The 23,517-nt window shown below is 53.1% G+C and carries 21 protein-coding genes and 1 tRNA gene; 8 read left to right on the top strand and 14 right to left on the bottom strand.

Annotated features, from left to right (window positions below):
- Window positions 1-413: 413 nt before the first annotated feature.
- Window positions 414-1,493 carry an iron-sulfur cluster carrier protein ApbC gene (apbC, locus tag EV680_RS02105; RefSeq protein ID WP_132952724.1) on the top strand — a complete coding sequence of 360 codons (1,080 nt, stop codon included), beginning with the start codon at window positions 414-416 and terminating at the stop codon, window positions 1,491-1,493.
- Window positions 1,494-1,560: 67 nt separating this feature from the next.
- On the opposite strand, the gene EV680_RS02100 is transcribed toward apbC, so the two are convergent.
- Window positions 1,561-1,926: a lipoprotein gene (locus EV680_RS02100; RefSeq protein ID WP_132952722.1), complete on the bottom strand. Its 366-nt coding sequence runs from the start codon at window positions 1,924-1,926 to the stop codon at window positions 1,561-1,563.
- Window positions 1,927-2,158: 232 nt separating this feature from the next.
- Between EV680_RS02100 and EV680_RS02095 the strand changes: the two genes are divergently transcribed.
- Window positions 2,159-2,234: transfer RNA gene (locus EV680_RS02095), tRNA-Lys, on the top strand.
- 384 nt (window positions 2,235-2,618) lie between these two features.
- Here the strand turns inward: EV680_RS02095 and EV680_RS02090 are convergent.
- The 6 genes from EV680_RS02090 to EV680_RS02065 form a co-directional block, all read right to left on the bottom strand.
- A complete protein-coding gene (locus EV680_RS02090) occupies window positions 2,619-3,248 on the bottom strand; it encodes an IMPACT family protein (RefSeq protein WP_132952720.1) in 630 nt (209 codons plus the stop codon).
- A complete protein-coding gene (locus EV680_RS02085) occupies window positions 3,245-4,288 on the bottom strand; it encodes a threonine aldolase family protein (RefSeq protein WP_132952718.1) in 1,044 nt (347 codons plus the stop codon). Before EV680_RS02085 ends, EV680_RS02090 begins: the two co-directional genes overlap by 4 nt.
- A gap of 163 nt (window positions 4,289-4,451) precedes the next feature.
- Complete coding sequence (locus EV680_RS02080; protein ID WP_132952716.1) at window positions 4,452-5,387, bottom strand: electron transfer flavoprotein subunit alpha/FixB family protein; 936 nt, start codon at window positions 5,385-5,387, stop codon at window positions 4,452-4,454.
- 11 nt (window positions 5,388-5,398) lie between these two features.
- Window positions 5,399-6,148, bottom strand: a complete 750-nt coding sequence (locus EV680_RS02075) for an electron transfer flavoprotein subunit beta/FixA family protein (RefSeq protein WP_132952714.1) — start codon at window positions 6,146-6,148, stop codon at window positions 5,399-5,401.
- A gap of 183 nt (window positions 6,149-6,331) precedes the next feature.
- On the bottom strand, window positions 6,332-7,315 hold the full coding sequence (gene waaC, locus EV680_RS02070; RefSeq protein ID WP_132952712.1) for a lipopolysaccharide heptosyltransferase I: 984 nt from the start codon (window positions 7,313-7,315) through the stop codon (window positions 6,332-6,334).
- A gap of 64 nt (window positions 7,316-7,379) precedes the next feature.
- Window positions 7,380-8,015 (bottom strand): nicotinamidase, encoded by a 636-nt coding sequence (locus EV680_RS02065; RefSeq protein WP_132952710.1) that lies wholly within the window; start codon window positions 8,013-8,015, stop codon window positions 7,380-7,382.
- 281 nt (window positions 8,016-8,296) lie between these two features.
- On the opposite strand from EV680_RS02065, the gene tsaA reads away from it, so the two are divergent.
- On the top strand, window positions 8,297-8,974 hold the full coding sequence (gene tsaA / locus EV680_RS02060; protein WP_132952708.1) for a tRNA (N6-threonylcarbamoyladenosine(37)-N6)-methyltransferase TrmO: 678 nt from the start codon (window positions 8,297-8,299) through the stop codon (window positions 8,972-8,974).
- Window positions 8,975-9,241: 267 nt separating this feature from the next.
- Here the strand turns inward: tsaA and gap are convergent, their stop codons facing one another.
- Entirely contained in the window at window positions 9,242-10,243 is a 1,002-nt protein-coding gene (gap, locus tag EV680_RS02055; RefSeq protein WP_132952706.1) for a type I glyceraldehyde-3-phosphate dehydrogenase, read from the bottom strand.
- 507 nt (window positions 10,244-10,750) lie between these two features.
- Between gap and lpxC the strand changes: the two genes are divergently transcribed.
- Complete coding sequence (lpxC, locus tag EV680_RS02050; protein WP_132952704.1) at window positions 10,751-11,668, top strand: UDP-3-O-acyl-N-acetylglucosamine deacetylase; 918 nt, start codon at window positions 10,751-10,753, stop codon at window positions 11,666-11,668.
- A gap of 73 nt (window positions 11,669-11,741) precedes the next feature.
- Here the strand turns inward: lpxC and ggt are convergent, their stop codons facing one another.
- The gene (gene ggt, locus EV680_RS02045) at window positions 11,742-13,487 is read right to left on the bottom strand and encodes a gamma-glutamyltransferase (RefSeq protein WP_132952702.1); all 1,746 of its coding nucleotides are present in this window, start codon (window positions 13,485-13,487) and stop codon (window positions 11,742-11,744) included.
- Between the two features lie 440 nt (window positions 13,488-13,927).
- Here ggt and gnd point away from each other — a divergent pair, with 440 nt between their 5' ends.
- A complete protein-coding gene (gnd, locus tag EV680_RS02040) occupies window positions 13,928-15,376 on the top strand; it encodes a decarboxylating NADP(+)-dependent phosphogluconate dehydrogenase (protein WP_132952700.1) in 1,449 nt (482 codons plus the stop codon).
- 364 nt (window positions 15,377-15,740) lie between these two features.
- Here gnd and EV680_RS02035 read toward each other — a convergent pair whose 3' ends face one another.
- Window positions 15,741-16,694, bottom strand: coding sequence for a D-2-hydroxyacid dehydrogenase (locus tag EV680_RS02035; protein WP_132952698.1), 954 nt, complete (start codon window positions 16,692-16,694; stop codon window positions 15,741-15,743).
- 159 nt (window positions 16,695-16,853) lie between these two features.
- On the opposite strand from EV680_RS02035, the gene EV680_RS02030 reads away from it, so the two are divergent.
- The 3 genes from EV680_RS02030 (at window position 16,854) to EV680_RS02020 (ending at window position 17,913) form a co-directional block, all read left to right on the top strand.
- Window positions 16,854-17,084: a DUF2061 domain-containing protein gene (locus EV680_RS02030; RefSeq protein WP_132952696.1), complete on the top strand. Its 231-nt coding sequence runs from the start codon at window positions 16,854-16,856 to the stop codon at window positions 17,082-17,084.
- 52 nt (window positions 17,085-17,136) lie between these two features.
- Window positions 17,137-17,463 carry an FKBP-type peptidyl-prolyl cis-trans isomerase gene (locus tag EV680_RS02025; RefSeq protein WP_132952694.1) on the top strand — a complete coding sequence of 109 codons (327 nt, stop codon included), beginning with the start codon at window positions 17,137-17,139 and terminating at the stop codon, window positions 17,461-17,463.
- A gap of 123 nt (window positions 17,464-17,586) precedes the next feature.
- On the top strand, window positions 17,587-17,913 hold the full coding sequence (locus EV680_RS02020; RefSeq protein WP_132952692.1) for a zinc ribbon domain-containing protein YjdM: 327 nt from the start codon (window positions 17,587-17,589) through the stop codon (window positions 17,911-17,913).
- Between the two features lie 395 nt (window positions 17,914-18,308).
- Here EV680_RS02020 and EV680_RS02015 read toward each other — a convergent pair whose 3' ends face one another.
- The 4 genes from EV680_RS02015 to efeO form a co-directional block, all read right to left on the bottom strand.
- Window positions 18,309-19,115 carry a hypothetical protein gene (locus tag EV680_RS02015; RefSeq protein WP_132952690.1) on the bottom strand — a complete coding sequence of 269 codons (807 nt, stop codon included), beginning with the start codon at window positions 19,113-19,115 and terminating at the stop codon, window positions 18,309-18,311.
- A 211-nt stretch (window positions 19,116-19,326) separates the two neighbouring features.
- Entirely contained in the window at window positions 19,327-20,409 is a 1,083-nt protein-coding gene (locus EV680_RS02010) for a calcium:cation antiporter (protein WP_132952688.1), read from the bottom strand.
- Between the two features lie 319 nt (window positions 20,410-20,728).
- The gene (efeB, locus tag EV680_RS02005) at window positions 20,729-22,006 is read right to left on the bottom strand and encodes an iron uptake transporter deferrochelatase/peroxidase subunit (protein WP_132952686.1); all 1,278 of its coding nucleotides are present in this window, start codon (window positions 22,004-22,006) and stop codon (window positions 20,729-20,731) included.
- A 313-nt stretch (window positions 22,007-22,319) separates the two neighbouring features.
- Window positions 22,320-23,480, bottom strand: coding sequence for an iron uptake system protein EfeO (efeO, locus tag EV680_RS02000; protein ID WP_132952684.1), 1,161 nt, complete (start codon window positions 23,478-23,480; stop codon window positions 22,320-22,322).
- Between the last annotated feature and the right edge of the window lie 37 nt (window positions 23,481-23,517).

Below are 23,517 nucleotides of genomic sequence, written 5' to 3'. Positions count from 1 at the left end.
TCCTATTGTGTTTGCAATCAAAATAAACCGCTGATTGGACAATTATATAGCAATTTTTCCATAACACACGGCAACACTGCGTTTCAGACGGCCTGTGTTAAAACCCTATCGCCGGCGCCCTTTATCTGCACGATTGAAAGCCCGGCAAAACGCTTGCATATTGATGCCATGTTTTAAAGCCGCTAGGCCAACGCAAACCAAAATGGCGAACCGGCAAGATTTATTGAAAACTGAAACAACATTGTGCAAACACAGCCGATGGTTGAATATCCTCAATTATTCAAACTTATCCACTTTTCACCCCACCGCAAAATTTAAATTGCGTTAAGGCCGTCTGAAAAGCCGGCCTGCGCGGCGCGGCTTCAGCGCCAATCTGTTAAAATCGGCACCACACATCACAAAAGGCAAATACCATGAATATTCCCGCTATCCGTGCCGCACTTGATGCGGTAGAAATTCCCCACAGCAGCCGCACCATCGGCAGCGAGCAAGCCGTTGAATCGCTCGAAGCACGCCCCGACGGCCTGCACATCAGCCTGCGCTTCGGCTTTCCCACCGCCTTTATCGGCCAAGAGCTGGCCGAACGCGTTCAGACGGCCTTGCACGATTTGAGCGGCCCGCAGCCGCTACATCTGGGTATCGCCACCCACATTGGCACACACAAAGTGCAGCCTGGCGTGGCCACCATCAAAGGCGTGAAAAACATCATCGCCGTGGCCTCGGGCAAAGGCGGCGTGGGCAAATCCACCACCACCGCCAATCTGGCCATGGCCATGGCGCGCATGGGCGCACGCGTGGGCGTGCTCGATGCCGACCTTTACGGCCCCAGCCAGCCCACCATGCTGGGCGTGGCCGACGGCAAGCCGCAACAGGCCGACGGCAAGCTCGTGCCCGTGGTGGCCGAAGGCGGCATTCAGGTGATGTCGATCGGCTTTTTGGTGGATCCCGACCAAGCCGTGGTATGGCGCGGCCCCATGCTCTCGCAGGCTTTGCAGCAGCTGCTGTTTCAAAGCGAATGGGCCGATGTGGATTATCTCTTTATCGATTTGCCGCCCGGCACCGGCGACATCCAGCTCACGCTGTCGCAAAAAATCCCCGTCACCGGCTCGGTGGTGGTCACCACCCCGCAAGACATCGCGCTGATTGATGCCAAAAAAGCAGTGGATATGTTTCAAAAAGTGAATATCCCCATTTTCGGCGTGCTCGAAAATATGTCGGTGCACATTTGCAGCCATTGTGGCCACAGCGAAGCCATCTTCGGCCATGATGGCGGCAAACATCTTGCCGACAAGCTGGGCGTGCCGCTATTGGGGCAGCTGCCCTTAAGCCTGCCCGTGCGTGAAGCCATGGATGCGGGCACGGTCAAGCAGATGCAGGAAGCCCAACCGGCCATCGCCGAAATCTACACCCATGCCGCGTGGGCGCTGGCGCTGGCCGTGGCCGATAAAGGCAAAGATTTCAGCAGCCGCTTTCCGAAAATCGTGGTGGAATAAAAGCAACGGGCTGAAGCATAAAAAAGGCCGTCTGAACAATAAGTTCAGACGGCCTTTTTACAAACGCTTATTTGGCGGCTTCCTTGGCTTTTTCAGCAGCTTCTTTGGCAGCGGCTACGGCATCTTCTGCCACATTTTTAGTGGCATCGGCCGCTTTCTCACCAGCTGCTTTAGTGGCATCAACCGCTTTTTCGCCAGCTTCTTTAGTGGCGTCAACTGCTTTCTCACCGGCTTCTTTAGTGGCATCAGCCGCTTTTGCACCGGCTTCTTTCGCGGCAACAGCAGCAGCATCCACAGCCGAAGCCGCATCCGCTTTTGCATCTTTCACATCAGAAGCCACGGCTTGGGCGGCTTCTTTGGTTTCTTGCTTGGTTTCTTGCGAGCATGCAGCCAACGCAGCCACCATAAAGGCGGCAGTCAGAATTTTTTTCATTGTCGTTCGTCCTTAATTTGATCAAGATTCAGGGTTTGTTTTCATCGCATGTAATGCAGACAAATCCCAAACGCCGCCACTGATGGCAGCAGCGGTAGGAAAATCATAGCATAGCTGCTTTGGCTCGGTTATTTTTTCATCAAAACGGTTGTATTTTGATAAGCAAATTGCCCATTTGAATAAAAATAGCTTGACGCATTTAGCACCTATTCGCTATAATTTTGAGCTTATTGGGTCGTTAGCTCAGCTGGTAGAGCAGCGGACTTTTAATCCGTTGGTCGAAGGTTCGAATCCTTCACGACCCACCAAATAAAAAAACCTGCCTGTGCAAACGGGCAGGTTTTTTGTTTTCTGTAGTACCTGAAAATAATACCCATTCAAAAAAGTAAGCTAACAAGGCGGAAGCCTGCGACAGTACACACGTACGGCAAGGCGAGACAACGAAGTTAGGTTATTTTTTTGGATTGGTATAAGACAATCAGGCGGCTCGCCACAAATAGCACAGGGAGCCAACACAAGGCCGTGAGCTTGCTTTTTAGATTGAACATAAAACGGAATTTGGCATAAGAAAGGCCGTCTGAAAGTTTCAGACGGCCTTTCTTATGCATCGTGCAATGTAGTATAAAGAGTAACAAAGCAGCAATCAATTTACTATTTGAATGAGCACGATTGTACTTTGACAATTGCTTGGATTATGCCAAGCCCTCCGATGCCTGATCTTCCTCTTCCAGCACATCGATGGTGCGCATATGCTGCCAGGCAGCCAATGCCGCGGCATAATGCGCCAGCGGCACCCGCACCTGCAATCGGCAATCGAGCTGCAAATCTTGCTGCACGATTTCAGCCTGATGTTGCTTGGCAATGCGAATGGCATCGTTTAAATAGGGATATTCACAGCGCAACCACAGGCTTTTTTCAATGTTTTTTTCCACCACATCGGCTTGCTGCAAAACCAGAGCGGTAGCGGTTTTATAAGCATGAATCAAGCCCGGCACACCCAAAAGCGTGCCACCGAAATAGCGCACCACCACCACCAACACATCAGTAAGCGCCGCCGAATCAATCTGCCCCAAAATCGGCCGGCCCGCACTGCCGGCCGGCTCGCCATCATCATTGGCGCGAAATTGCAGGCCATCGGTGCCCACGCGGTAAGCATAACACCAATGGCGCGCTTTATGATGGCTTTGTCGCAAAGGCTCAAGCAAGGCTTTTACCTCATCGGCGCGGCGTATCGGATAGGCAAAAGCAATAAAGCGGCTGCCTTTGTCTTTGAATTCAGCGCTGGATGTGCCCGCTACGGTGCGGTAGGTGTCCACGCTCATGCACAGGCTTTTCGGATAATATCCAACAAAGCATCCACATGCGCCGGCTGTGTGTCAAAGCTGCACATCAGCCGCACGGTGCCGCTCTGATCCCAATCATAAAAAGCGAATTGCGCACGCGCTTTATCGGCTACACCCTCGGGCAGGCGGGCAAACACCGCATTGGATTGCACCGGATGCAGCAGTTGCACACCCTCAATCTGCTGCAAACCTTCCGCCAGCTTCACCGCCATTCGGTTGCTGTGGCGGGCATTTTCCAACCATAAATCATGTTCCAATAAGGCAATAAATTGGGCGGAAATAAACCGCATTTTGGAAGCCAATTGCAAATTGATTTTGCGCAAATGTGCCATGCCGGCCACCGCATCCGGCGATAAAGCCACCAAACATTCGCCAAACAGCAAACCGTTTTTGGTGCCACCAAACGAAAGCAAATCCACACCGGCATCGCTGCTGATGCTGCGCAAATCGGTATCCAAATAAGCAGCCGCATTGGCGATGCGGGCACCATCCATGTGCAGCTTCATGCCCAAGCTGTGGGCATAATCGGCAATGGCGCGAATTTCTTCGGCGGTGTAGCATGTGCCGCATTCGGTGGTTTGGCTGATGCTCACCACCAACGGCTGGGCGCGATGCTCGCTGCCAAAGCCCCAAGCTTGCCGAGCAATCAATTCCGGCGTGAGCTTGCCGTCGGGCGCATCGACCAGCCACAATTTCAAACCGCCGGTTATTTGTGGTGCACCGTTTTCATCGGTGTTGAGATGGGCGCTGTTGGCGCAAATCACGGCACCCCAACGCGGCATCATTGCTTGCAAACCCAGCACATTCGCACCGGTGCCGTTAAACACCGGCCAACATTGCGCCTGCTCCCCAAAATGGCTGCGCATGAGCTGTTGCAGTTTTTCGGTATAGATATCATAGCCATAAGCCGCCACATGGCCGCCATTGGCAGCGGCGACGGCAGCCAATATCTGCGGATGCGCACCGGCATAATTATCAGAAGCAAAAGAGAGCACATCGGGGGAATGCAAAGAATTCATGATTATTCCTGTGGTTCAGACGGCCTAATCATAAAAACAGGCAGGTTTTGGCCGTCTGAATAAAAACAGCAAAAACCTTATGCCGCAAAGCATAAAGTTTTTGCCGATGATGAAAACACAAAAGCAAGCTACTTACAGCAGATTATAGGTTTCACGTGAAACATTATGCTTTCAGCGCTGCGGTGAGTTGTGGCACCACTTCAAACAAATCGCCCACCAAACCATAGTCGGCAATATTGAAAATCGGTGCATCGGGATCTTTATTGATGGCCACAATCACTTTGCTGTCTTGCATGCCGGCAGTGTGCTGAATTGCGCCGGAAATGCCCACGGCAATATAAAGCTGCGGTGCCACCACTTTGCCGGTTTGGCCGACCTGCGTGTCGTTGGCGGCATATTCGGCATCAACTGCCGCACGCGAAGCGCCAATGGCAGCACCCAGGCTATCGGCCAGCGGCTCCATAATATTTTTAAATTGCTCGGCGCTGCCCAAAGCACGGCCGCCGGATACCACCACTTTGGCTTGTGTCAGCTCGGGGCGGTCGGATTGAATCAGCTCGCGGCTGATAAAGCGGCTCAAATTTTGTGCTGGCGTGGCAGTCACTTCCACTATCTCGGCATTGCCGCCTTCGGCCGCTGCGGCTTCAAAAGCCGTGGCGCGGAAAGTGAGCACCAATTTATCTTGCTTGCTGCGCAAAGTTTTAAATGCATTGCCGGCATAAATCGGGCGCACAAAGGTTTTTTCATCCACCACTTCGGTGAGATCAGACACTTGTTGCACATCCAACAAAGCCGCCACGCGCGGCAATAGGTTTTTGCCGAAAGCCGTAGCCGTAGCGCCGATGCTTGAATAATCGGCAGCCAGCTGCACCACCAAGGGCGCCAGCTCTTCGGCCAAGCCCGCGGCATAATGCGGCGCTTCTGCCAACAATACTTTGCTCACGCCGCTGATTTTTCGGGCAGCTTCTGCCACTGCACCGGCGGCTTCACCGGCCACCAAAACATGAACATCACCCAATTTGGCTGCCGCGCTAACGGCATGCAGGGTGGCGGGGTTTAATTGCTGATTGTCGTGCTCGGCAATAATCAATACGCTCATTTTGCTCTCCGTCAGATTACTTTGGCTTCGTTTTTCAATTTAGCCACCAATTCGGCCACATCGGCCACTTTCACGCCGGCTTGGCGCGCTTTGGGCTCGGCATATTTCACCACCTCGATGCGCAATGCGGTGTCCACGCCCAAATCGGCCGGCGTGAGCTTCTCCAGCGGCTTTTTCTTGGCCGCCATGATATTGGGCAGCTTCACAAAACGCGGCTCATTCAAGCGCAAATCGGTGCTGATCACCGCCGGCAGCTTCAAAGCCACTTCTTCGATGCCGCCATCAATTTCACGCTGCACCACCACTTCATCACCGGCCAGCACCACTTTGCTGGCAAACGTGGCTTGCGGTGCGTTCAGCAAAGCGGCCAGCATTTGCGCCGTTTGATTGGCATCGTCATCAATGGCCTGTTTGCCCAGCAACAGCAATTGCGGCTGCTCTTTTTCAGCCACGGCTTTAAGCAGCTTGGCCACGGTTAAAGGCTCGAGCACGGCATCGGTTTCCACATGCACGGCGCGGTCTGCGCCCATGGCCAGTGCGGTGCGCAAAGTGTCTTCACATTTTTTCTCACCCAGCGACACCGCCACGATTTCGCTGATTTTGCCGGCTTCTTTCAAACGCACGGCTTCTTCAACCGCAATTTCGTCAAACGGGTTCATCGACATTTTGACATTACCGATATCAACATCCGAGCCATCGGCTTTTACACGGACTTTAACGTTATAGTCCACCACGCGCTTTACCGCGACCAACGCTTTCATGGGTTCTCCTTTAACCGGCATGCCGGAAATAATATGAAGCAGAAATTTTCATCAGTCACCACCAGTTGTTTGATGATGCCTGATGAAAACCGCCGCTTGGTTTCAACGCTTCAGACGGCCTGTATTATACCCGAGCCGGCCGCTATCTTCTTCATGCCTTTACTGTTTTTTAGACTTTTCGTTCTAATCGAATGCTGTTGCAAGCGCTTTAGCCGCTATGCTGTTTTGTAAAGCTTGATAAACTTCATCCACACTCGGAATGCAGCCGGCATTACCGAGATTTTTAGCCCACGCCGATTCCTGCACGCCGGTTTTCAAAGGGTCGGTATCGGTGTAGATACCCACCACAGGTTTATCGAGCGCATTGGCCAAATGCAGTAGGCCGGTGTCCACCCCGGCAATGCCCTCAGCCTTATCCAGCAGCCAAGCTGCTTGCAGCAGGCTTAATTTAGCGCACACCCGCGCAAACGGCAAACGGGCCGCAATCGTTTCAGCGCGCGCTTTTTCAGCCGCATTGCCCCACGGCAAATACACCGGCAGGCCGCTGTGATCATGCAGTTTTTGCAGCAAGGCCAACCAATTTTCAACAGGCCACAATTTGCTGTCGCGGCTGGTGGCATGCAGCGCCACATAATAATGCGCCGGCAAATCCGGCAAGCGCGCGCTTTCCGGCACCACCAAGCCGAAATGTTGCTCATCGGGTAAGGCATAGCCGAATGCTTGCGCAAATAACATGCGGTTGCGCCACACGGCATTCTTGTCTTTGGGCACGGCATAGTTATGGTGATAAGCCAGCGCTGCCCAGCGCTCGCGCGCGCTGCTGCCATCAAGACCTTTCACCGGCGCATGGGCTATTTTGGCAAACAGTGCGCTTTTCACCAAGCCTTGGCTATCGAGCACATCATCAAAATGCTGTTGCTGCAAATCTTGTTTCAGACGGCCTATTTGCCGCCAAGTGGCCGGGCTGAGCAAATCTTTACGCCATTGCCGCCAACGCATTTCATGCACTTGGCGCACAAACGGATGCAATCTGGCGATGTCGGCAAATCCGGCTTCGCACAGCCAATGCAAATTCACATCCGGACGCATGCGTGATAAATCGTCCACAGCCGGCAAGGTGTGGATTAAATCGCCCATGCTCGATAAGCGTACCAACAGCGTTTTCATCGGCTATATCGCTTTCTTACCATGATGTTTCACGTGAAACATATTTAAGAATACTCTGAATAACTTATTGATTTTTAATATATTCAGAAATTTTTGCTGCATTTTCAAGCACAATCGCGCCGTGTGCCATCATTTCGTTCCATGCCGCTTCGGTGGTGTCCGGCGCAATGCCGCGGCAAGCCGCCGCGTTTACAATCACTTGCCAAGCGCCGCCTTTAAGCAATTGCAACACCGTGGTTTTCACACAATAATCCGTGGCCAAGCCGCCCACAATCACGGTTTGCGCCTGCTTGCTGTGCAGCCATTCCAAAAGGCCGGTGGAAAGCTTTTCATCAATATCGTGAAAGCAGGCACCATAAGGGTGAAATTCCGGGTCCACCCCTTTCCACACGCAATAATCGTAGCCCGTTGCCGCGGGCAGCCCATCGAGCAGCTCAAAACCCGGTGTGCCGACAATCGCATGTGGCACCCAAGTGAGATCGGCATTGGGCATGCCGGTGGGCTGCAACATATCCACAGCTTTATCCACAATCCATTTGGCCGACGGGCTATGCGCATCTTTGCTCATCACGCGCAAATCGGCCAGCGCCGCTTGCGCATTAAGCTCGGCAACAATCGTATCACCCTCGGCTACCGGCAATTCTTGCGGGCATAAAGGCGAAAAAGTTTTCTGCGCATCCACATCTATCGACACAATCATGCCGCTTCTCCAAGCATACGAATCCGCTATTATATAGCGAAAAAGCCTTGTTATTCTAGCGTTGCTGCCTTGCATTCAACGCAAAATAAAACGATGTTTTATGCTGCTTTATCAGGCCGTCTGAAGCTTTTCTTTCAGACGGCCTCTCTCTTCGTTAACGTAATAAATATAGTTTGTGTGCAAGCCATAAAATTTGCTGATACGCTTGCCAATCGGCTTACACCGCCCGATTCATTTGTTAAAATAAGCCGCTTCACGCTTATTTTTCAGACGGCCTCTCTATGCAGCACACCCTCACCAGTATTGCCACGGTTCATTCACCCTACCAACAAAAATTCGGCGTGGCGCGGCAGCCCGGGTTGGTGCCGGCTGCCGAAGTATGCATCGAATTGGCCGCAGAATTCAACGCCGACAGCGTGCGCGGCCTTGAAAGCTTTGATTATGTGTGGATACATTTTATTTTTCACGGCGTGCTCGATGAAGGCTGGTCGCCGCTGGTGCGCCCGCCGCGTTTAGGCGGCAAGCAGAAAATGGGCGTGTTTGCCACCCGCAGCCCGCACCGCCCCAATCATTTGGGCTTGTCGCTGCTCAAACTCGAGCGCATCGAATGCGGTAAAACCGTCAAACTTTATTGCAGCGGCGCCGATTTGCTCGACGGCACGCCGGTGGTGGACATCAAACCCTACATCCCGTTTGTGGAAGCCCGGCCAGAAGCCGCGGCCGGCTTTGCCCTCAGCGCGCCCGATTTGTTGCAAGTGGCCTGGCTGCCCGGCACCGATACCGGCTTATCCGCAAACACGCGCGAGCTGATTGCGCAAAGCATCGCGCAAGATCCGCGGCCGGCTTATCAAAATATTCCTGAGCGCGTGTATGTGATGAGCGTGGCCGGTTATGAAATCAAATTTCAAATTGAGGAAAAAGCCGCCACGATAATCGCGGTTGAGCCTCAGGCCGTCTGAAAAACGCCAAACGGCTTGGCGCAGATCTTTTTTTGGCTCGATGCCTTTGCAAAAGACTTTCAATTTATCGTTTAAACCTTATCATTTAAACCGTGTGCATGGTTGAGCCACACACTCTACACGCAATTTGAAATTTCTTATTTCTGTATCCATTTTTCTTTGATTTCACTATAAATAAAAGGCCGTCTGAAAGTTTTCAGACGGCCTTTGCTGATTAATATTATTTATTTATGAAGCGTGTTATATAAAGCGTAAATCTTTGATTAATCAGATTAATTTTGCAAAATAATGCAGGGTGCGCACCAATTGGCAGGTGTATGACATTTCATTATCATACCAAGCCACGGTTTTCACCAATTGCTTGTCGCCCACGGTCATCACGCGGGTTTGGGTGGCGTCAAACAATGAGCCGAATTCCATGCCGATCACGTCTGAAGACACCAATTGCTCTTCGGTGTAGCCGTAAGATTCATTGGCCGCGGCTTTCATGGCTGCGTTGATTTCTTCTTTGGTCACGTTTTTTTCCAACACGGTCACCAGCTCGGTCAGCGAGCCGGTGGCCACGGGCACGCGCTGGGCAGAGCCGTCGAGCTTGCCGTTCAACGCGGGAATCACCAAGCCGATGGCTTTGGCCGCGCCGGTGCTATTGGGCACAATATTTTGCGCGGCGGCACGGGCACGGCGGAAATCGCCTTTGCGGTGCGGTGCGTCAAGCGTGTTTTGGTCGCCGGTGTAGGCATGAATGGTGGTCATCAGGCCTTCCACCACGCCGTATTGTTTTTGCAGCACGGCGGCCATCGGCGCCAGGCAGTTGGTGGTGCAGGAAGCGGCAGAAATCACGGTTTCGCTGCCGTCGAGAATATCTTCGTTCACACCAAACACCACGGTTTTCATGTCGCCGCCGGGGGCGGAAATCACCACTTTGCGGGCGCCGGCTTTGATGTGTTTTTCCGCTTTTTCTTTGGTGGTGAAAAAGCCGGTGCATTCGAGCACCACGTCCACACCCAATTCGCCCCAGGGCAAGGCTTCCGGATCGGCATCGGCAAACACTTTGATTTCTTTGCCGTCCACCACAATGGCGTTGTCTTTCAACTCGGCAGTGCCTTGAAAGCGGCCTTGGGTGGTGTCGTATTTAAACAGGTGCAACAGCATGTCGGCCGGAGTGAGGTCGTTTACCGCCACCACTTCAAGGCCTTCGGTTTTGATGATTTGGCGCAATGCCAAGCGGCCGATGCGGCCGAAACCATTAATCGCAACTTTAATGCTCATATTTTGCTCCTAGAAATATTCAGAAATAACGATAAATTTCAGATGGCTGCTTTTTACCATGAAATAAAATTACTACCTAACACTACTTACTGCAAACAACATAAATCTGATTTAACACAAGCTATGCCTGCCTGTTGAGCTTGCAATGCCGTCTGAAAAGTTTGCCCGACTTTAATTAAATAAGTAAATATATATAAAGATGATATTAGATGAAGCAGGGGCTGTCTTGTGGATAAACCATATTTTACAATTAAAAACAAATGGCTAATTAAGATGAAAGTTTCCGGATAAGCCTGTGTGCGGTTTACGCGCTTTTGGGGATAAAAATCCCATTTTTCCCACGGTATGTGAATAAATCGGGCTTATCCACTTTTGCCGCACACGCTTTCAGACGGCCTTCGAGCTTATCAGATTAATTGGTAAATACTATTAAAAATAATAGGCTGTTGGCGCGGTTTTATCGTATGATACGCACCAACATCAACAAAAATATTCAGAGGAAACAATATGCTGCAACGAACATTGGCCAAATCTGTGCATGTTGCCGGCGTGGGCCTGCATTCGGGCGAACGGGTGGCGCTCACGCTGCATCCGGCCGCGGAAAACAGCGGCATTTCGTTTCGGCGCACCGATTTGAGCGGTGAGAAAGGTGCTGTGATTGCGCTCACGCCTTATTTAATCAACGACACCCGCCTCTCATCCACCGTCGTAACCGAAGCCGGCGTGCGCGTGGGCACCATCGAGCATATTATGTCGGCATTGGCCGCTTATGGCGTGGATAATGCGCTGATTGAATTGAATGCGCCCGAAATCCCGATTATGGACGGCTCGAGCCTGCCGTTTATCTATCTGCTGCAAGATGCCGGCATTGTCGATCAGCAGGCGCAAAAGCGTTTTTTGAAAATTTTGAAAACGGTTGAAGTGAAAGAAGCCGGCAAATGGGTGCGTTTTACGCCTTATAACGGCTTTAAAGTCACCCTCACCATCGAATTCGACCATCCGGTGTTCAACCGCAGCAATCCCACTTTTGAAATCGATTTTGCCGGCAAATCGTATGTGGAAGAAATCGCCCGCGCCCGCACTTTCGGCTTTATGCAGGAAGTGGAGCTGATGAGAGCGCACAATCTGGGCCTCGGCGGCAACCTCAATAATGCCATTGTGATTGACGACACCGATGTGCTCAACCCCGAAGGTTTGCGCTATCCCGATGAATTTGTGCGCCATAAAATTCTCGATGCCATCGGCGATCTTTATATCGTCGGTCACCCGATTATCGGCGCATTCGAAGGCTATAAATCCGGCCACGCCATCAACAACGCCTTGCTGCGCGCGGTGTTGGCAGACGAGAGCGCTTACGAATGGGTGCAATTCGAGCACGAAGAAGATTTGCCCGCCGCTTTTCACGGCTTGCCCGATGTGGCTTGAATGTGATTGAAGCAAGATGAAAAATGCCGTCTGAAAACTTTTCAGACGGCATTTCGTTTACAAACCATCAAACTCAATCGCCCATCACTTTGCCTTCACGCCGCGGATCCGCACCGCCCTGCAAACCCTGCGGCTGAATCACAATGCCTTGCACGCCCGAATTCAAATCGCGCACCTGCACCGGATAGCCCATGCGCTCCAGCGCACCGGCTTTGGCTGCAGCCGGCGTGTTTTCTTCCAATTCGTAAGCGCTGCCGCGGTTGAGCATATTGGGCAGGTCAATCGCCTGCTGGATATCCATGCCCCAATCTAAATGCGCCACCAGCGTTTTGGCCACATAGCCGATGATGCGGCTGCCGCCGGGCGAGCCCACGGCCAGATAAGGCGCGCCGTTTTTCAACACAATGGTCGGCGCCATTGATGAGCGCGGGCGTTTGCCGCCTTCCACGCGGTTGGCCACGGCTTGTCCGTTTTGCTCGGGCTCAAACGAAAAATCGGTAAGCTCGTTGTTGAGCAGATAGCCGTTGGCCATCAGCGTGGAGCCGAAAGCGTTTTCAATCGATGTGGTCATCGACACCACATTGCCCGCCGCATCCACAATCACCAAATGGCTGGTTGAAGGCAGCTCCACCGCGCGGCCGAGAGCCATATTTTGGCTGAAACTGCCCGGCTTGATTTCGGCAGCGGCCGCTTTAGTGGCGGCAATCGCATTCGCACGCTGCTTCAAATAATCGGGCGACAGCATTTGTCGCGCCGGCACGCGCACAAAATCGGGGTCGGCCACATAATAGCCGCGATCGGCAAATGCCACGCGCGAAGCTTCACCCAGCCAGCGCCAGCTGTTGATGTCGTTCGGGTTGCCGCCGCTCAAATTGTGGTGCTGCAAAATGCCGAAAATCTGCCCCAGCGCCAAGCCGCCGGAGCTGGGCGCGCCCATGCCGCAAATTTCGTATTCGCGATAAGCCTGGCACACGGGCGCGCGCTCAATCACGCGGTAGGCTTTAAAATCGGCCATGGCCAGCCTGCCCGGATTATCGGCCGCTGCGGCCACGGTTTTCACCATCTTTTGTGCCGGCGCGCCATGATAAAAAGGCGCGCTGCCCGAGCGGGCAAGCAGGCGCACGCTGCGGGCGAATTCCGGGTTTTTCAACACCGCGCCTGCTGCCAAAGGCCGGCCTTGCGGCAGAAAATAAGCAGCCGTGGCCGGATAGCGGCGCAGATATTGCTCGTTTTGCGCAATCGATGCGGCCATGCGCGGCGACACGGCAAAACCTTGCTCGGCCAAGCGCACAGGGTAATCAAATAAGCCTGCCCACGGCAATTTGCCGTAGCGTTTGTGCACATCTTCCATCAGCTTGGGCACACCGGGCGTGCCCACCGAGCGGCCGCCCACCACCGCCTGCATAAATTCCAGCGGCTTGCCTGCTTTATCGAGAAACAGAGCCGGTGTGGCGGCTTTGGGCGCGGTTTCGCGCGCGTCAAACGTGGTGAGCTTTTTGGCCTGATTATCCCAATACACCAAAAACGCGCCGCCGCCCAAGCCCGATGATTGCGGCTCCACCAAGCTCAAGGTGGTTTGCATGGCAATCATCGCATCAATGGCGCTACCGCCTTGCTTGAGCACTTCATAGCCCGCTTCGGTGGCCAAGGGGTTGGCCGATGCGGCCATAAATTTTTTCGCATGCACCAATTGCTGCGAGGTTAAACCGCTGCCTTGCTCGGGCGCGTGGGTGTCGGGGTTTACCGCCACATCGGCCATGCCGCCGCTGCGGCAGGCGGCCAAAAGCAGGGCAGCCGTTAAAATCCAAGGGGTTTTCATGCGGAATCCTTTTTGTGGTTGGGTTGAATTGCTCAGGCAGATAGATTTGATACAGGCCGTCTGAAGATTTTGCTGTGGCTATCCTTGCTGCATTGCTGTGCACAATAAATGCATTATCCACAAAATTTCAATGCCTGCTATATTTATCCACATTGCTCCACAGCGCTGAAGCCTCAATGCCCCAGCCTTTCAGACGGCCTATTGAATTGTTTTTTATTGCGTTTTCCGATTATCCACAGAAAAAGGGCTGCTTCAATATCAATATCATTTTATTATTTTAAATCTATATGTATTGTTTGGAATCAGCACATTCTTGCGCCAAATCGGCAAATGAAAATATTGTCTTCATAAATCAAGCCCCAAGCAAATCAAACATTGCCGCTAACCTACTGAATAAGGTAAAGTAGAACAGTTAAACTTCACCTAATCGAGGACACGTGATGAAAGGCGACATCGGCGTAATCGGTTTGGCCGTAATGGGTCAAAACCTGATTCTCAACATGAACGACAAAGGGTTTAAAGTCGTTGCTTTCAACCGCACCACTTCAAAAGTGGACGATTTCTTAAACGGCCCCGCTAAAAACACTCATGTTATCGGCGCCCATTCATTGCAAGAATTGGTGGAAAAGCTGGAAAGCCCGCGCAAAATCATGCTGATGGTGCGTGCAGGCGCAGTGGTAGACGAATTTATCGAGCATTTGCTGCCGCTTTTGGATAAAGGCGACATCATTATCGACGGCGGCAATGCCAATTATCCCGATTCCACCCGCCGCACCCGCGAGCTGGCTGAAAAAGGCATCCGTTTTGTGGGCGCCGGTGTGTCGGGCGGGGAAGAGGGCGCGCGCAACGGCCCCTCGATTATGCCCGGCGGCAATGAAGAAGCCTGGCCTTATGTGAAGCCGATTTTGCAGGCGATTGCTGCCAAAACGCCGGCCGGCGAGCCTTGTTGCGATTGGGTGGGCCGTGATGGCGCGGGGCATTTCGTGAAAATGGTGCACAACGGCATCGAATACGGCGATATGCAGCTGATTTGCGAAGCCTACCAATTTATGAAAGACGGTTTGGGGCTGAGCTATGATGAAATGCACGAAATTTTCAAGCTTTGGAACACCACCGAGCTCGACAGCTATCTGATTCAAATCACCACCGATATTTTGGGCTTCAAAGATGAAAACGGCGAGCCTTTGGTGGAAAAAATTCTCGACACCGCCGGCCAAAAAGGCACCGGCAAATGGACCGGCATCAATGCCTTGGATTTGGGCATTCCGCTCACGCTGATTTCCGAAGCCGTGTTTGCCCGCTGCGTGTCGTCGTTTAAAGCGCAGCGCGTGGAAGCGGCCAAATTGTTTGAAAGCCGCATTTCGCCCATCGAAGGCAGCAAAACCGAATGGGTGGAAGCCTTGCGCGAAGCCTTGCTGGCCTCGAAAATTATCTCTTATGCACAAGGCTTTATGCTGATTCGCGAAGCCAGCGAAGTGAACGATTGGGCGCTCAATTACGGCAACACCGCCTTGTTGTGGCGCGAAGGCTGCATCATCCGCAGCGCTTTCTTGGGCAATATCCGCGATGCTTACGAAGCAAACCCCGATTTGGTGTTTCTCGGCGGCGACGATTATTTCCGCAGAATTCTGGAAAACTGCCTGCCTGCCTGGCGCAAAGTGGTGGCCAAATCGATTGAAGCCGGCATTCCGATGCCGTGCATGGCCTCGGCGATTACCTTCCTCGACGGCTACACCAGCGCGCGCCTGCCCGCCAACCTGCTGCAAGCGCAACGCGATTACTTCGGCGCCCACACTTATGAGCGCACCGACAAGCCGCGCGGCGAATTTTTCCACACCAATTGGACCGGCACCGGCGGCGACACCGCTTCCACCACTTACGATGTTTAAACCGGTTTGATTTATTGCAGGCCGTCTGAAAGCTTTCAGACGGCCTGTATTATCTAATTAAGCTATTGTTTTTTTAATTAATAAAATCAAACAAAATATAATAAATAAATTTATAATAATGTATATATCAAAAGGCCGTCTGAAAGTATTTTTCAGACGGCCTTTGGTTGTTTGATAATTATCCACAAAATTATCCACAGGCGTTAGGGTCTGTTCACAATTCATCTCGTGGCAATCTTTTGACTCAAAAACGCGCCTGCCGCGTTGAAAATGCTCGCAAGGTGGCCAACCTTGCTGCGCTTTTCGCCTTGCATCTGCATTTGCAGAAACAAAATCCCCCTCATAAACGAATTGTCAGGACGCCCTAAACCACAATATTCTGCGGCTTGCCGGCAAAAAAGCCATTGATATTGGCCACCAAAATATCAAACAGGCGGTTGCGCGCTTCTTCGCTGCCCCAAGCCATATGCGGGGTAACAATCAGATTGGGCAGGCGCGCGCTGAGCAAAGGATTGCCGTGGCGCGGCGGCTCTTCGGTGAGCACATCAAAGCCTGCGCCGCCAAGCTGCCCATATTTCAGCGCCGCCACCAGCGCCTGCTCGTTTACCAATCCGCCGCGGCCGCAGTTGATCAATATCGCGCCGGCTTTCATTTGCCGCAATTCGGCCTCACCTATCATATCGGCGGTGGCTTCGGTGAGCGGGCAATGCAGCGAAACCACATCGGCGCATTCAATGGCTTCGGAAAAAGCCATATAGCCCTCGCGCACTTCTTCTGCATGTTTGTGTTCGCCAAACACCACCCGCATGCCGAAAGCCTGCGCATAGCCGGCGAGCGTGTTGCCGATGCCGCCGCGCCCGAAAATCACCAGCGTTTTGCCGTTTAAATCGCGCATCGGTGCGCCGAAATGGCAAAACACCGGTGAATTCTGCCACAAGCCGGCCGCCACATCGCGCTGATAAGCCGGCAAATTGCGCATCAGCGCAATCATCAGCATAAACGCATGCTCGGCCACCGATTCATTGCCATAAGCGCGGATATTGCACACCGCCACGCCGGCGGCACGCGCTGCATCGAGATCGACATTGTTCACCCCCGTGGCCGACACCGCAATCAGCTTCAGCTGCGGATTGGCTGCAATCATGCCTGCATCAATCATGATTTTATTGGTAATCACCACATCGGCGCCGGCAATGCAGGCGGCGGTGTCGGCCGATTCAATGCTGCTAAATTCGCGCAGGCTGTGTGCAAAATCAAAGGCAAAAGGGCGGTTTACCAAAGTTTCGCGCTCAAGCACGGCAATTTTTAGGGCGGTCATATTTTACTTTCTATTGAATAATAAAAAAGGATAGTTTTTTACTAAATGTAAATTGGCAGAATCAACTGTACTTTTTATTTGCGATTGATTATCATTTATTTTAATGAAACAGACTAAACAACAACTTGCACAGCGCAGGCTTATTCAGGAGCAAGCATCATGTTGAAAACCATCACTTTTGCCATTTTACATTTCGGCGTTGCCTTCAGCATCGCTTATCTGCTCACCGGCAGCATCGGCATTTCCAGCGCCGTGGCGCTGATCGAGCCGATGGCCAACACCGTGGTGTTTTATTTCCACGAAAAAGCATGGCAGCGCCATGAGCGCAAAAAAGGCATCAAAGCCGCCGCCAAAGCCAAATTTCCGCTGCATCAATGCGTGGGCAATTGAAATGAAATATGTTACCCTGCCCCGGTTTACACCACAACCATAGGGAAACAGCATGAGCCTGATTATTGAAGACATCACCACCGGCCAGGGCAAAGAAGCCGAAAAAGGCAAAGAAATTACCGTGCATTACACAGGCTGGCTGCAAGACGGCACCAAATTTGATTCCAGCCTCGACCGCCGCCAGCCGCTCACCATCGTGCTGGGCGCAGGCCAGGTGATTCAGGGCTGGGACGAAGGTTTCAGCGGCATGAAAGAAGGCGGCAAACGCAAGCTCACCATTCCGCCTGAAATGGGCTACGGCGCGCGCGGCGCCGGCGGTGTGATTCCGCCTAATGCCACTTTGGTGTTTGAAGTGGAATTGCTCAAAGTGTATGAATAAATAAACGCATATTGGGAAAAGGTCGTCTGAACGTCAGCAAACCGGTGCTGTTCAGACGGCCTTTTGCGCCTTCTTTTTTGAATTTGCTATAATCGGTGCATCAATCATCACAGAAAGCACATTATGAGCCTGCCCGCCTGCCCGCAATGCGGTTCCGAATTCACTTATCACGACGGCGTTCAGCTGGTTTGCCCCGAATGTGCGTATGAATGGCAAGAGGGCGAAGCCACCGAAGCCGCTTTGGTGATCAAAGATGCCAACGGCACGCCGCTGGCCGATGGCGACACCGTGGTGTTGGTTAAAGATTTGAAAGTGAAAGGCTCTTCGCAAGTGATCAAGCAGGGCACTAAAGTGAAAGGTATCCGCCTGCAGGAGGGAGATCACGATATTGCCTGCAAAATCGAAGGCAGCGCCATGAATTTGAAATCGGAATTTGTGAAAAAAGCCTGATGATATAAAAAACCAAAGGCCGTCTGAAAACTATTCAGACGGCCTTTGTTTAGAAACCGAAAACTGCCGCCCGTAGGGTGTGTGCCATAGGCACGCACGCGTTTTATTGATTCGGCAATTAAATATTGAACATTTTCAGATGCCGGCAAACAAGCCTTTGGCTTGTTGCCCTCTCCCTAGCCCTCTCCCACGGGAGAGGGAACAGGTTTCTGCTGCGGGCAAGAGGATGTGAATATTCAATAATTAGTTGCCGTATCTATAAGCGGTTTGTGTTGACTTGCTAACGAGAAAAACCGAGGCCGTCTGAAACATTCATTAATGTTTCAGACGGCCTTGTGTTGAATGAAAAACGCGTGCGTGCCTATGGCACACACTCTACAGGAAGGCTGCGCTTTTTAGCGGCGCCATGTGCCGCCATCGAGATAATCCAGCAGCGCCTGTAACATTTCGCGTTGTTCGGCGGCATGGCCGTGGCGGGCTTCAACGTTGATGTAGCCGATGCCGTGGCGGGCGGCATAAACCGAGAGCGAGCCGTCGTCGCGCACGCGATGGTTGTTTTGCAGCATGGCGTTGAAGCCGCGCGATTTGAAATAGACAAACGCGGCTTCATCGGTGGTGTAGAAATAATCATCGGGGCTGTGCGCGGGGTTGATAAACACGGCGGCCGTGTCTTCAGCCAGCGCGCCGCGGGTGTAGCTGCCGATATCGGTGCCGCCGCTGCGGTTGTTGTGCACGGCCACGATAAAGGCGGCGCGGCGCAAGTGATGTTGGAGCAGATAATCGGCAAAACCGGCGATGGTTTCTTGCGCCGCTTCGCTGCGGTTGCCGCCCTGCGCCAAAGTGGCGGTGCGGCCGGCGGCGGTGTAGATGCGGTTGGGGTCGAAGCGGGCGGGCCGGTCTGCCGCTTCAAAATGGATTTGGCGGCGGCCGTCGTGGTTCAACACCAATAAACAGCCTTGCCCCCGCGCCGCCAAAACATCAAGCGTGGCGCGGCGGGCGGTGGCTTCGTTTTCGTGCGGTTGGTAAAACAACACGCCGGCTATCGGCGGCCCTGCGCAATAGCGCTGCACCGCCACATAATGCTTGGCGTCGAGCGCAACGGTTTCGCTCGTTTCGCTATGCGGCAGCGCGGCGGCCGGACTTTGGCAGGCGGCCAAAAGCGGCAGCCAGCAAAAGATTTTGAATGAGTTGGCATTAAACATGGTTGATTATACCAAACACTTGAAACAGGGATTTCTAATACCCATTCGAAAAAAATAACCTAACTGCGTTGTCTCGCCTTGCCGTACTAGATGTACTGTCTTCGGCTCGCCGCCTTGTTATCTTATTTTTCGAATGGGTATAATTGAACATAAGCATCACAGCAAAAGGCCGTCTGAAAATTTTTCAGACGGCCTTTGAACGGATGAATCTTCAGGGCACGATAATATTGAAGATATAAGCGGCCATGTTCACCAGCAACACCACGCCGTAAAGAATATTGGTGCGCCCCTGATTGAGCGAGAGCATCACGATAAACACGGAAAGCCCCAGCAACACCATCGATTTGATGTCCAGCCCCAGCACCAGGTTGATGTCGTAAATCAGGCACACGGCCACCACGGTGGGCACGCTCAAGCCGATACAGGCCAGCGCCGAGCCGAGCGACAGATTGAGGCTGGTTTGCAGATGATTGCGGCTGGCGGCGCGCACAGCGGCCAGCCCCTCCGGCAGCAGCACCACCGCGGCGATAATCACGCCCACTAGCGAAGCCGGTGCGCCGATAGAGGCCACCATGCCTTCCACCGCCGGCGAGAGCGATTTGGCCAGCAACACCACAATCGCCAAGCAAATCAGCAAAAAGCCCAGGCTGGTTAAGGTCACTTTCAGCGAGGGCGGCGCGGCATGATGGTGGCCGTCTTCATCATCATCGGCCAAAAAATAATCGCGGTGGCGCACGGTTTGCACCATGATAAACGCGCTGTAGAGCACCAGCGAAGCAATCGCCACAAAAATCAGCTGGGCATCGTTATAGGTGGGGCCGGGCGTGCTGGTGGTGAAATTGGGCAGCACCAGCGTGAGTACCAAAATCGACACCAACACAATCAGCGCGGTGTTGGCCGATTTTTTGCCGAAAAACTGCTCGCGGTATTTCCAGCCGCCAATCAGCAGGCACAAGCCCAAAATGCCGTTGAGAATCAGCATAATCGCCGCAAAAATGGTGTCGCGGGCGAGATAGGCGGCATTGTCGCCGCCGGCCACCATCAGCGAAATAATCAGCGCCACTTCGATAATAGTGATGGCCACCGCCAAAATAATCGTGCCGAAAGGCTCGCCCACTTTGTGTGCCACCACTTCGGCGTGATACACCGCCGAGAGTACGCTGCCGGCCAGCAATATTGCCGCCACCGCCTCGAGCCAGCCGCTGCCCGATATGCCGATAAAATAAAGCCCCCAAGCCAAAAGCGGCAGAATAAGCGACCACAAGGGCAGCGGGAAGGTTTTTTTCTTTGCCATAGGTGTGTGTTTCCTGATTAATTGAATTTATGGGAATGCAAAAAAGTATACATGAAAGCGATGGAAAAGAAATCAGGCTGCCAAAGGGCAAAATGAAAAATCATGATAAATAGAGGAAAATAGCGCCAATTGGCGCTTTATGGTAGCTATTTACCGTATTAAATAGCGGTGATATCCATTCAAAAAATAAGCTTGCAAGGCGGAAGCCTGCGACAGTACAGACAGTACGGCAAGGCGAGGCAACGCAGTAAGGTTATTTTTTTGGATGGGTATGAAAAAGTTTCAGACGGCCTTTTGCTAAAAGCCGCCCAAGCAATTGCTATGCAGACGCCATTAGGCTTTGCCCGAAATATTCGCCCGCCTGCACGCCGGGCAGGGTGAAGAAATAGCCGCCGCCGAAGGGGCTGATGTATTCTTCCAGCGGCTCGCCGTTGAGCAGGTTTTGCACAAAGATAAAGCCGTCGGCCAGATTGGCTTGGTAGCAGATAAACACAAGCCCCACATCCAATTGGCCGGATTTGGCCAGGCCGCGCGAATAGTCGAAAGGTCGTCTGAACAATTGGTGTTTCTGCATAAATTCGGGGCTGCGCGGGTTGGCTAGGCGCATATGGCTGTCGTGGGGAATGGTTTTGCCTTGCGGGTCGGCGGCGTAGTTGGGGCTGTCGTGTTCGTTTTTCATGCCCAGTAGGGCGCCGCTGTATTTTTCGCGCCCGAAAATGGTTTCTTGCTCTTGCAAGGGAGTACGGTCCCAAAATTCGACAAAATGACGAATCAGGCGCACGGCTTGATAGCTGCCGTTTTTCGCCCAAGCGGGCTCATCGAGGCTGTTGGCGGCGATGCCGGTCCACAATACTTCATCGGCGGTTTGGGGGTTGCTCACATCGGGGTTGCCGCTGCCGTCGCGAAAGCCGAACAGGTTGCGCGCGGCGGCGCCGGGCTCGGTTTTGGGTAAAAAGCCGTCGATGCTCCAGCGGATAATGGCGTATTGGGCGGTGTTTTTCACCAAGTCGCGCAGGGCGTTTTGGCAGGTTTCGGGGGAAAGAGCGCAGATTTGGAGGCTGAAATCGCCGTCGCACCATTCGGCGGCCAGTTTGTCGTTGGGAAAACGCGCCATTTCAATCAGGTGCTTGGGCTTTTTATCGGCCAGCCCGAAACGCGCATCAAACAGGCTGGCGCCCACGGATACGGTGATGGTGAGGCCGTCGGGGCGGAAGGTTTTGCCCAAGAGGCCGCTGCCGGCGGGCGGCAGCTTGGCGTCGCCGTCGGGCAATTCGCCGCCACGGGTAAGGAATTCGATGCGGGCGGTGAGGGTGCGCAATAGGTTTTCAAGTTGGCTCGGCGTTTGTGCGGACACGTCAAACGCGGCCATGATGGCAAACGGCTGGTGCGGGGTGGTGATGCCTTGCTGGTGGGTGCCGTAGCAGGGGTAACTTTCGCGGCTGTGTTGGGCGGCATCGGTTTTTTCATCGGCGCGGCCTTTTTTCTCGCCATAGGCAAAGCCGCCTGCGGCAGCGGCAAGGCCGGCGGCACCGGCGGCGAGCGCGCCTTTGAGCAGGGTGCGTTTGGCGGGTTGGGCGGGGGTGTGGGATTGGGTCATGGTTGGATGTTGGGTTGGGGTTGATGAATCAGGTTTTCAGACGGCCTGAGCTGCTTAGGCCGTCTGAAAGTTTTGTAATGGGCAGGTCGGATTCTTGCATCCGACATTTGTTTGCAAAACAAGCTTGCCGCGTTTGTTTTGGCCTTGGCGGCCAAATGTCGGATTCGAGAATCCGACCTACGGGCTTAGTATAAAAATGCCGGCAAAATCCACTCGTCAGAGTTTTTCAGAGCTTTCTTAACATGACAAAACTTGTTCAGACGGCCTTTATTGTTTAAAAGGCCGTCTGAAAGCCTGTTGTACGGCAAAAGTGTTAATTCAAACCCAGTGTGCCGCGCAGTTGCGCCAAATCTTCGGCCAGCGCGTTAATCGGCGCTTGCAGTGCTTTGCGGTCGGCTTCGGTGAGTTTGTCGTAGGTTTCAAAGCCGTTGGCGGTTTGGTATTTGGCTAGAATATTGTTGACGGTTTTGAAATTGGCATCGGTTTTGTCGAGCAGCGCCTGATTTTTTTCGGCAATCAGCGGGCGGAACAAATCGACAATTTTTTGTGCGCCTTCGATATTGGCTTGGAAGTCGCTCAAATCGGTGTGGCTGTAGCGGTCTTCTTCGCCGCTGATTTTGCTGCCGGCCACTTCTTCCACCAGCACCGCCGCGCCGCCCACCACTTTATTGGGCGGGAACGACAGCACGTCGATTTCTTGTTGCAGGGTTTTCACATCGGCCAGCAATTTGTCGGCAATCTCGTTTACGCCGGCGGTGCTGTTTTCCACCCACAGCGCGTATTCGATGCGGTGAAAGCCGGTGAAGGCCGGGTCTTTGGGGCCTTGTTTGAAATCGTCTTCGCGCGCATCAATGGCCGGATCGAGCTCGTTAAACAGCTCGGCAATCGGCTCGATGCGCTCATAGTGATAGCGGGTGGCGGCAAACAGCGATTTGGCTTTGGCGATATTGCCAGCTTTCACGGCGGCGGTGAATTCGGTGGTTTTGGCCACTAAATCTTTGGCTTCGGCCTGCACATAGGCTTTGTATTCGGCCAAGGGCTGTTCCAGCTTGGCCATATCGGCTTGCGATGCGGTGGCTTTAAAGCCGCTGTCGGTGACGGTGAGCTTGCCGCGCGGGTTGGTGAGCAGGCCGCAGGTCATTTCGTATTCGCCGGGCAACAGCGTTACCGTCATTTTATCGGCCAGGCCGGGGGCGATGTTTTCACGCTCATCTACCACCATCACGCCTTTTAAAATTTCCCATTCAAGTTTGCGCCCGCTGTTGTTTTGAATATTGAACACGGTTTGGCCGCTGGGCACGGTGAGCGCCATCGGCTCACAGGCGGCATCGTTCACGGCAATGCTCACGCTGCCGTCGGTATTGGCCGCAGATGCGCCGGATGCGGTGGCCGGTGTGTCGGCTGCGGGCGGTTGGCAGGCGCTGAGGCCTAAGGCAAGCAAGGCGGATAAGGCAGTGATGCGAAATGTTTTCATGTTGAATCTCAATGGTGGTTAAAAATAATGTTCAGAC

Origin of the sequence: Uruburuella suis (assembly GCF_004341385.1) — a bacterium.
Lineage (GTDB): Bacteria > Pseudomonadota > Gammaproteobacteria > Burkholderiales > Neisseriaceae > Neisseria > Neisseria suis.
The sequence above is the reverse complement of the archived record's forward strand: the minus strand, read 5'-3'. Positions and strand labels throughout refer to the sequence as shown.

Excerpts from the sequence above, each read along its gene's own strand:
- apbC (WP_132952724.1), top strand. The coding sequence starts at position 414 with ATGAATATTCCCGCTATCCGTGCCGCACTTGATGCGGTAGAAATTCCC.
- EV680_RS02100 (WP_132952722.1), bottom strand. The coding sequence starts at position 1,926 with ATGAAAAAAATTCTGACTGCCGCCTTTATGGTGGCTGCGTTGGCTGCA.
- EV680_RS02090 (WP_132952720.1), bottom strand. The coding sequence starts at position 3,248 with ATGAGCGTGGACACCTACCGCACCGTAGCGGGCACATCCAGCGCTGAA.
- EV680_RS02085 (WP_132952718.1), bottom strand. The coding sequence starts at position 4,288 with ATGAATTCTTTGCATTCCCCCGATGTGCTCTCTTTTGCTTCTGATAAT.
- EV680_RS02080 (WP_132952716.1), bottom strand. The coding sequence starts at position 5,387 with ATGAGCGTATTGATTATTGCCGAGCACGACAATCAGCAATTAAACCCC.
- EV680_RS02075 (WP_132952714.1), bottom strand. The coding sequence starts at position 6,148 with ATGAAAGCGTTGGTCGCGGTAAAGCGCGTGGTGGACTATAACGTTAAA.
- waaC (WP_132952712.1), bottom strand. The coding sequence starts at position 7,315 with ATGAAAACGCTGTTGGTACGCTTATCGAGCATGGGCGATTTAATCCAC.
- EV680_RS02065 (WP_132952710.1), bottom strand. The coding sequence starts at position 8,015 with ATGATTGTGTCGATAGATGTGGATGCGCAGAAAACTTTTTCGCCTTTA.
- tsaA (WP_132952708.1), top strand. The coding sequence starts at position 8,297 with ATGCAGCACACCCTCACCAGTATTGCCACGGTTCATTCACCCTACCAA.
- gap (WP_132952706.1), bottom strand. The coding sequence starts at position 10,243 with ATGAGCATTAAAGTTGCGATTAATGGTTTCGGCCGCATCGGCCGCTTG.
- lpxC (WP_132952704.1), top strand. The coding sequence starts at position 10,751 with ATGCTGCAACGAACATTGGCCAAATCTGTGCATGTTGCCGGCGTGGGC.
- ggt (WP_132952702.1), bottom strand. The coding sequence starts at position 13,487 with ATGAAAACCCCTTGGATTTTAACGGCTGCCCTGCTTTTGGCCGCCTGC.
- gnd (WP_132952700.1), top strand. The coding sequence starts at position 13,928 with ATGAAAGGCGACATCGGCGTAATCGGTTTGGCCGTAATGGGTCAAAAC.
- EV680_RS02035 (WP_132952698.1), bottom strand. The coding sequence starts at position 16,694 with ATGACCGCCCTAAAAATTGCCGTGCTTGAGCGCGAAACTTTGGTAAAC.
- EV680_RS02030 (WP_132952696.1), top strand. The coding sequence starts at position 16,854 with ATGTTGAAAACCATCACTTTTGCCATTTTACATTTCGGCGTTGCCTTC.
- EV680_RS02025 (WP_132952694.1), top strand. The coding sequence starts at position 17,137 with ATGAGCCTGATTATTGAAGACATCACCACCGGCCAGGGCAAAGAAGCC.
- EV680_RS02020 (WP_132952692.1), top strand. The coding sequence starts at position 17,587 with ATGAGCCTGCCCGCCTGCCCGCAATGCGGTTCCGAATTCACTTATCAC.
- EV680_RS02015 (WP_132952690.1), bottom strand. The coding sequence starts at position 19,115 with ATGTTTAATGCCAACTCATTCAAAATCTTTTGCTGGCTGCCGCTTTTG.
- EV680_RS02010 (WP_132952688.1), bottom strand. The coding sequence starts at position 20,409 with ATGGCAAAGAAAAAAACCTTCCCGCTGCCCTTGTGGTCGCTTATTCTG.
- efeB (WP_132952686.1), bottom strand. The coding sequence starts at position 22,006 with ATGACCCAATCCCACACCCCCGCCCAACCCGCCAAACGCACCCTGCTC.
- efeO (WP_132952684.1), bottom strand. The coding sequence starts at position 23,480 with ATGAAAACATTTCGCATCACTGCCTTATCCGCCTTGCTTGCCTTAGGC.